Consider the following 7,158-nt stretch of genomic DNA (forward strand, 5'->3'; position numbering starts at 1 on the left):
CCTCCGGAGAAGTCCTCCAGATCGACGTGGAGCGCGTCGAGCAGTTCACGCGGCCCGTGCCCGGCCCAGGCCCCGATCCGCTCGTCCAGCGGGTAGAAGGCGCCGGCGGCGTCGCGGGCCTCGGTCACCCCGTCGGTGACGGCGAGGAGCGTCGCGCCCGGCGGGAAGTCGAAGGATTCGGTCGTACGGGTCTCCCGGCTGAGTCCGGCGAGACCGAGGGGGACGTAGGTCCGGCGGAGGGTGACGGCCGAGGCCCGGCCGTGGTGCAGCAGAAGCGGCGGCAGGTGCCCGCAGTTCACGGCCGCCACCCGGCCCCCCTCGTCGAACCCGAGCACGAGCGCGGTCACGAAGCGTTCGGCCTCACCGGTCTGGGCGGAGAACACGTTGTGCCGGACGACGGCGTCCTCCAGCGCGTCCACCACTCCCGTCAGCGTGGGTTCACGGATGGCCGCCTCACGGAAGGCGGCGATGGCCGCGAATCCGGCGCCGATGGCCGCGAGCCCCTTGCCCTGGACGTCCCCGATGATCACCCGGGTCCCGTAGGGCGACTCGACGACCTCGTAGATGTCTCCGCCGACGAAGCGGTCCTCCTCCATCGGCACGTAGAGCCCGTCCGCGAGGACGTGGCCGGTCACGACCGGCAGCGGTCGCAGGATCTGGCGCTGCAGGACGACGGCGGCCGACCGCAGCCGCGCCATCTCGATGCCGTGCCGGATGCGCGCCGCGCAGGCGGCGACCCCGAGGGCACAGGCCAGTACGGCGAATCCGATGCCGAAGGCGAAGTCCCAGAAGGTGCCGTCCGCGCCGACCCGGAAACCGACGACGACCGTGGTGATCCACACCGCGACCCAGATCGTCTGGCGGAGGCTGCAGTAGACGGAGGCCAGTGCGGGGACGACCACGAGCAGCGGCACGACCCGCAGGTCGTCGCCGGTCGTGGCGTCGAGGAGCACGACCAGCACGGTCAGCAGCACGAGGCCGCCGACCAGCGCCCAGTTGCCGATCCGGCTCTGGGACACCGCCGCGACGCCCGCGTCCGCACCGGGCGCACCACCGCCTCGGTGCCGTACCCCGTTCCGCTTCTGCGCCATGTCCAGCAACCTCATGGGCACGGCCCGTCCTCCCGCTGATCTCTCGGCGCCGCCCGCGGTTTCGGCCGGTCCCTTCCAGTTGACCGGGAGGCGGGCCTCCGCGCAGGAGGGCTTAGTGCCCGAGAGGCTGCCGAAGGTCCCGCCCGGGACTTCCGGCCCGGGACCCTGGTCCCGTGCCCGGGGTGCCTCAGGTCCCGGTCCCGTCGGCCGACGGGACCGTGGCGGGGACGAGGGCGGAGAGGAACTCCGTACGCCGGCGAAGCCGGAAGCCGAGGGACTCGTAGAGCCGGACGGCCCCGGTGTTGGCGGCGGAGGCGTGCAGGAACGGCGTCTCACCGCGCTCCCGGATCCCGTGCGCGACCGCCAGGAGCAGCCGGCTCGCCAGCCCTTGCCCCCGAACGGACTCGTCCGTGCAGACGCCGCTGATCTCGGTCCAGCCGGGCGGGTGCAGCCGCTCCCCCGCCATCGCCACCAGGGCGCCGCCCCGGCGGATTCCCAGATACGTGCCCAGCTCGACCGTGCGCGGCAGGAAGGGGCCGGGGCGGGTGCGTGCCACCAGGTCCAGCATCTCCGGCACGTCCCGGGGGCCCAGCGGGACCGCCTCCGGATCGGGCGCGGCGTCCACCGACGCGTCGACCAGCTGGACGCCCTCGGCCCGGAAGACGATCTCCCAGTCCTGCGGCGGCGGCTCCTGGAACGCGGCCAGGGCGACGGAACCGCCCGGCCCGGCGAGCGCCGCGACATCGGCCCAGTCCGGGGCGTCCGGGGCGTCGGGGAGCGCGAGCCAGGGAGTGACGTCGGCGGGATAACGCAGAATCCGCCCCCGGCTCTCGGCGAAGTGCGCGTGCGGGCCGGTGAGCGAGGACCGGATGGGGTTGTCCAGCGGGTGGAGCGGGGAAGGCGCATCGATCCGGGTCCGGATCCGGGCGTGGTTCTGGGTCATGGTCTTCCTCGTTCTCGTTCCGTCCGTCGCGCGGTTCTCGGCAGCGGGTGCCCGGGGTCGCGAGCGGCGCACCCGCCAGGCAGGAAAAGCCGGTGGATGCGACAGGTATTCCGCCGGACCCATCTGTTCATGGCGCCGCGCTCACCGGGAGCCGGGCCGTCCGGCGCGGCTCCGCCGGGGGCCGCCGGACCCTACGGCACCCCGACGCCCCGACGGACGCCCGAACCGGCGAGCGGCGAAATCGACTCATCCGTAGGCCAATACGAGCCGGTCCGGCCCCAACGGCCCCCTGGCTGTGGCACTCTGGTGGCGACCGCCCCACCGGGCTCCCCCGTACCGGTGGGGCGGTTGTTTGCGCATTCATTGCCGGCGCCCTTCACGCGCCTCCTTCGCGCGCACCCCTTGGACTCCCCCTCGGTTCGCGCCGCTCGGGTGACGGTGTCTCAGCGCCGAACCGGGCTCATTTCGGGCCAATTCGTACCGGATGACCGGATCAACTCCCTCCTTCGCGCATGAGAGCCGCACCCCTGGGAAGGCGAACAGGCCTCAGGGCCTACGAACCAGGGAGCGTGAAGCGACATGACCGCGCAGACCGCACAGACCGCACAGACGGCGCAGACAGCCGGTACGGAGCAGGCGGGCGCCACCGAGGAACTTCCGTGGATCGAGGATGCCGGGAAGATCGCCCCGATGGACGCGCGCCGGCTCTCACGCCTCTTCTTCGACCGCCTTCAGGTCCTGGAGGAGGGCACGCACGAGTACCAGTACGCGCGCAACACCCTCATCGAGATGAACCTGTCCCTCGTCCGCTTCGCCGCCAACCGCTTCCGCAACCGGGGCAGTGGCGACATGGAGGACATCGTCCAGGTCGGCACCATCGGACTGATCAAGGCGATCGACCGTTTCGACCTCTCGCGGGAGGTCGAGTTCACCTCGTTCGCGGTGCCGTACATCGTCGGGGAGATCAAGCGGTTCTTCCGTGACACGAGCTGGGCCGTGCACGTGCCGCGGCGCCTCCAGGAGCTGCGGGTCGACCTCGCCAAGGCGAAGGAGTCCCTGGCGGGCGACCTCGACCGGGACCCCACGGTGCAGGAGCTGGCAGAGAACCTCGGGATCGAGGAGTCCGAGGTCACGGAGGGGATCGCCGCCTCCAACGGCTACACGGCGGGTTCCCTGGACATGCCGACCGACAGCGCGGAGAGCGGGCCCCGCCAGGCCGCCGGGCGGACCTTCGCCGATGTGCTGGGCGAGCCGGACCCCGCCATGGAGGCCGTGGAGAATCTCCACGCACTCGCGCCCCTCCTGGGCGAACTGGACGAGCGGGAGCGCCGGATCATCGACATGCGCTTCGGCCAGGAGATGACCCAGGCGCAGATCGGGGCGGAGCTCGGGATATCGCAGATGCATGTGTCCCGGCTGCTGAGCCGGATGCTGGGCAAGCTGCGGAACGGAATGCTCGTCCAGGAGTGACGGTCGCGAGCCACCCCACTTGGGCGGCGGAGAGCGGGTGACGAAGCGTTGCGGTTCTGACTGATGCATCAGTCAGAACCGCAACGCTCTGCTTGTTCAGGACATACGCCCGCTGATGTTGAGATTTTCTCAACACATGGCTACGGTGGCTGACCATGCAGCAGGACGAGGTGGCCGCACGGGTCCGGCAGGTGATCGACGCGACGGGGGTGAGCGCGCGCGAGTTCGCGCGGCGGATCGTCATCGATCCGTCGAAGCTGTCCCGTTCCCTGAACGGCACACGGCGCTTCACCGCCGCCGAACTGGCCCGGATCGCGGACATCGGCGGCGTGGACGTCAGTCGGCTGATCGGTACGACGACCGGCGCGGGCGATACGACAGCCGGTGCGGCGGGCGACAGGACGTTCCGTGCGGCGTCCACGCCGTCGACCGTGCGCTCCCCGTCGCCCTCTCGCCCGCCCACCCCCTCGCCGGAGGGCGGCAGGCCCTTGCAGATCGTGCGGGAGACCGTCCGGCTCATCGCCGAACGTGGATTCCACTCCGTCCGGGTCGCGGACATCGCCGCCGCCTGCCACACCAGCACGGCGGCGATCCACTACCACTTCCCCGGCCGTGACGAACTGCTCGAGGCGGCGGTCCGCTGGTGCATGGACGAGGACACCCGTCGCCGTGCCGACGCCACGGCCGGTACCCGTCACGCCGGGGACGAGCTGCGCCTGCTGATCGAGCTCCAGACGCCCCGCACCGAACAGCAACGGCGGCAGTGGTGCGTCTGGCTCGACCTGTGGGCCGAGGCCGCCCGGTCCACCACGGTCGGGCGGCTCCACGTGGAGTACTACCGCCAGTGGCGAGAAACGGTCGCCGCCGTGATCCGTCGAGGCGTCGAACAAGGCGTGTTCCGTCCGGTCGACGCGGACGGCACGGCCCTCGCCCTCACCGCGCTGATCGACGGACTGGCCTCCCAGGTCCTGGCCTCCGAACCCGGCCTCCCGGGCACCGGCGCACAGGCGATGCACGACGCGCTCATCACCCACGTGGACGACTGCCTGACGGCACCCGCGCCCGGCTGACGCCTGCATCCGCCCCGTACACCCCTGTACCCCCTGACCCTGAACCCGAACTCCCCGAACTCCCCGAACTCCCCGAACTCCCCGAACTCCCCGAGAGGAGACGTTTCCGCATGCCCGTGAACCAGGACGTCATCATCACCTGCGCCCTCACCGGGGCCGGCGACACCGTCGGCCGCAGCCCCCATGTCCCGGTGACGCCCGAGCAGATCGCCGCCTCCGCCGTCGAGGCCGCCGGGGCCGGGGCCGCTGTGGTCCACATCCACGTCCGCGAGCCGGAGACCGGCGCGCCCTCCCGCGATCCGCGGCTCTACCGGGAGGTCGTCGAGCGGATCCGGGAGACCGGCACCGATGTGGTCATCAACCTGACCGCCGGAATGGGCGGGGACCTCGTCATCGACCCGGAGGCCCCGCTCCGTCAGCTGCCGGGCACCGATCTGGTCAGCGGTCTCGAACGGCTGCCGCACGTGGAGGACCTGCTGCCGGACATCTGCACCCTCGACTGCGGTTCGCTCAACTTCGGCGACGGCAGCAACCTCTACGTCTCGACCCCCGACATGCTGCGCACCGGCGCGAAGCGCATCCAGGAGCTCGGGGTCCGGCCCGAGCTGGAGATCTTCGACACCGGGCAGCTGTGGTTCGCCAAACAGCTCCTCGCCGAGGGGCTGCTCGACGACCCCACGGTCTTCCAGCTCTGCATGGGCATTCCGTGGGGCGCGCCCGCCGACCCGGGTGTCCTCCAGGCGATGGTCAACATGCTTCCGCGGGGCGCCCAGTGGGCGAGCTTCTCGCTCGGCCGGATGCAGATGCCCTGGGTCGCCCAGTCGATCCTGCTCGGCGGACACGTCCGGGTCGGCCTGGAGGACAACCTCTATCTGGGCAAGGGCGTCAAGGCCACCAACGGCCAGTTGGTGGAGCGCGCCGTGCGGATCACCGAATCCCTGGGCTCCCGGGTCGCCACGCCCGACGAGGCACGCGCGAAGCTCGGCCTGCGCCCGCGCGCCTGACCACGCACGCCTTCTCTCCCCCGTTCGTCCCCTCCCCCCCACCACCTTTCTGGAGTGCCGCCCGTGACTCTCACCCCCTCTGCCGCCGCGCCCGACGGCCCCGCCGCCCCCTGCGCCCCAAAGGACGTACGCCGTGTGGCGTGTGTCGGGGCCGGGGTGATCGGCGGAGGCTGGGCGGCCCACTTCCTCGCCCGCGGTTACGACGTCACCGCCTGGGACCCGGCCCCCGACGCGGCCGTCCGGCTGCGCCGGCTCATCTCCGCCGCCTGGCCCGCGCTGGAGCGGCTCGGCCTGGCCCCCGGAGCGTCGCAGGACCGGCTGACCGTCACCGCGACCCTCGAAGAGGCCGTGGCCGACGCCCAGTTCGTCCAGGAGAGCGCCCCCGAGAAGCTGGACCTGAAGCGCGACCTGCTGGCCCGGCTGGACGCCGCCGCGCCCGCCGGCACGGTGATCGCCTCGTCGACCTCCGGCTATCCGATGACGGACATGCAGACGGAGGCCGCCGACCCCGGCCGGCTCGTCGTCGGGCATCCCTTCAACCCGCCCTACCTCATTCCCCTGGTCGAGGTCGTCGGCGGTGAACGGACCGCACCCGCCGCGGTCGACTGGGCCTCGCGCTTCTACGCCGTCGCGGGCAAGTCCGTGATCACCATGGACCGCGAGGTGCCCGGCTTCATAGCCAACCGGCTCCAGGAGGCCCTCTGGCGCGAAGCCCTGCACATGGTCGCCAACGGCGAGGCCACGGTGGCGGAGATCGACGCGTCGATCACCGAGGGCCCGGGGCTCCGCTGGGCGGTCATGGGACCAATGCTGACCTTCGCGCTCGCGGGCGGCGAGGGCGGGATGGCCCACATGCTCGACCACTTCGGCCCGTCGCTGAAGTCGCCCTGGACCCGGCTCGAAGCGCCCGACCTGGACCGTGCCCTGTACGAGGCGGTGGTGGCCGGCTGCGAGGAGGCCGCGGACGGCCGGAGCATCGCCGATCTGGTCGCCGAACGGGACCGGGGCGTCATCGACGTCCTGCGGGCGACGGGCCGCCTGCCCCTGACCGCCGAGGAGGCGACCCGATGAGCGAGCAGCGGACGCCCGACGGGCACATCGCGGGCGTGGACACCACCGGCGTCCTGGGCACCACGGACGCCGAACACACCGCGGCCGCCGAGGAGACCACGGCACTCCCCCTGGTCCACCGGACGGTACGGCCCGAGTGGATCGACTACAACGGCCATATGAGCGAGGCGTTCTACGTCCTGGTCTTCGGCTACGCCACCGACGCGATGATGATCGAGACCGGTCTGCACGCCGGATACCGGGAGAGCACCGGCTGCTCGCTCTACACCGTCGAGTCGCATCTGCGCTATCTCCGCGATGTGGCCGAGGGTGCCCATCTCGCCGTCCGCACCCGCCTGTTGGGAGTGGACGCGAAGAAGGCGCGCTTCAGCCACGAGCTGTACGTGGTCGGCGCACCGGACGGCGTCCCGGAGCCGGAGGCCGCGCCGGTGGCGACGAGCGAGCTGCTGGCGCTCCACGTGGACCAGCGGGCGGGCCGCACCGCCCCGTTCCCGGATTCCGTACGGGAG

General features: G+C 71.9%; 7 protein-coding genes. 5 read left to right on the forward strand and 2 right to left on the reverse strand.

Going from position 1 to position 7,158, the window contains the following annotated elements:
- Together CR470_RS34420 and CR470_RS34425 are read right to left on the reverse strand one after the other, a co-directional pair.
- The coding region (locus CR470_RS34420; protein ID WP_097871352.1) for a PP2C family protein-serine/threonine phosphatase at positions 1–1,091 on the reverse strand (1,091 nt) is incomplete at its 3' end.
- A gap of 187 nt (positions 1,092–1,278) precedes the next feature.
- A complete protein-coding gene (locus CR470_RS34425) occupies positions 1,279–2,034 on the reverse strand; it encodes a GNAT family N-acetyltransferase (RefSeq protein ID WP_097871353.1) in 756 nt (251 codons plus the stop codon).
- Between the two features lie 579 nt (positions 2,035–2,613).
- On the opposite strand from CR470_RS34425, the gene CR470_RS34430 reads away from it, so the two are divergent.
- From CR470_RS34430 to CR470_RS34450, 5 genes are all read left to right on the forward strand, one after another.
- A complete protein-coding gene (locus CR470_RS34430) occupies positions 2,614–3,504 on the forward strand; it encodes a SigB/SigF/SigG family RNA polymerase sigma factor (RefSeq protein ID WP_097871354.1) in 891 nt (296 codons plus the stop codon).
- A 155-nt stretch (positions 3,505–3,659) separates the two neighbouring features.
- Positions 3,660–4,574, forward strand: a complete 915-nt coding sequence (locus CR470_RS34435) for a TetR/AcrR family transcriptional regulator (RefSeq protein ID WP_097871355.1) — start codon at positions 3,660–3,662, stop codon at positions 4,572–4,574.
- Between the two features lie 110 nt (positions 4,575–4,684).
- A complete protein-coding gene (locus CR470_RS34440) occupies positions 4,685–5,578 on the forward strand; it encodes a 3-keto-5-aminohexanoate cleavage protein (RefSeq protein ID WP_179892470.1) in 894 nt (297 codons plus the stop codon).
- 63 nt (positions 5,579–5,641) lie between these two features.
- Positions 5,642–6,649 (forward strand): 3-hydroxyacyl-CoA dehydrogenase NAD-binding domain-containing protein, encoded by a 1,008-nt coding sequence (locus CR470_RS34445; protein ID WP_097871356.1) that lies wholly within the window; start codon positions 5,642–5,644, stop codon positions 6,647–6,649.
- Positions 6,646–7,158, forward strand: a 513-nt coding sequence (locus CR470_RS34450; protein ID WP_257139017.1) for a thioesterase family protein, incomplete at its 3' end; no start/stop codon positions are given. The genes CR470_RS34445 and CR470_RS34450, both read left to right, overlap by 4 nt.

Source organism: Streptomyces sp. rh34 (assembly GCF_002551245.1).
In the GTDB taxonomy this organism is placed as follows: Bacteria; Actinomycetota; Actinomycetes; order Streptomycetales; family Streptomycetaceae; genus Streptomyces.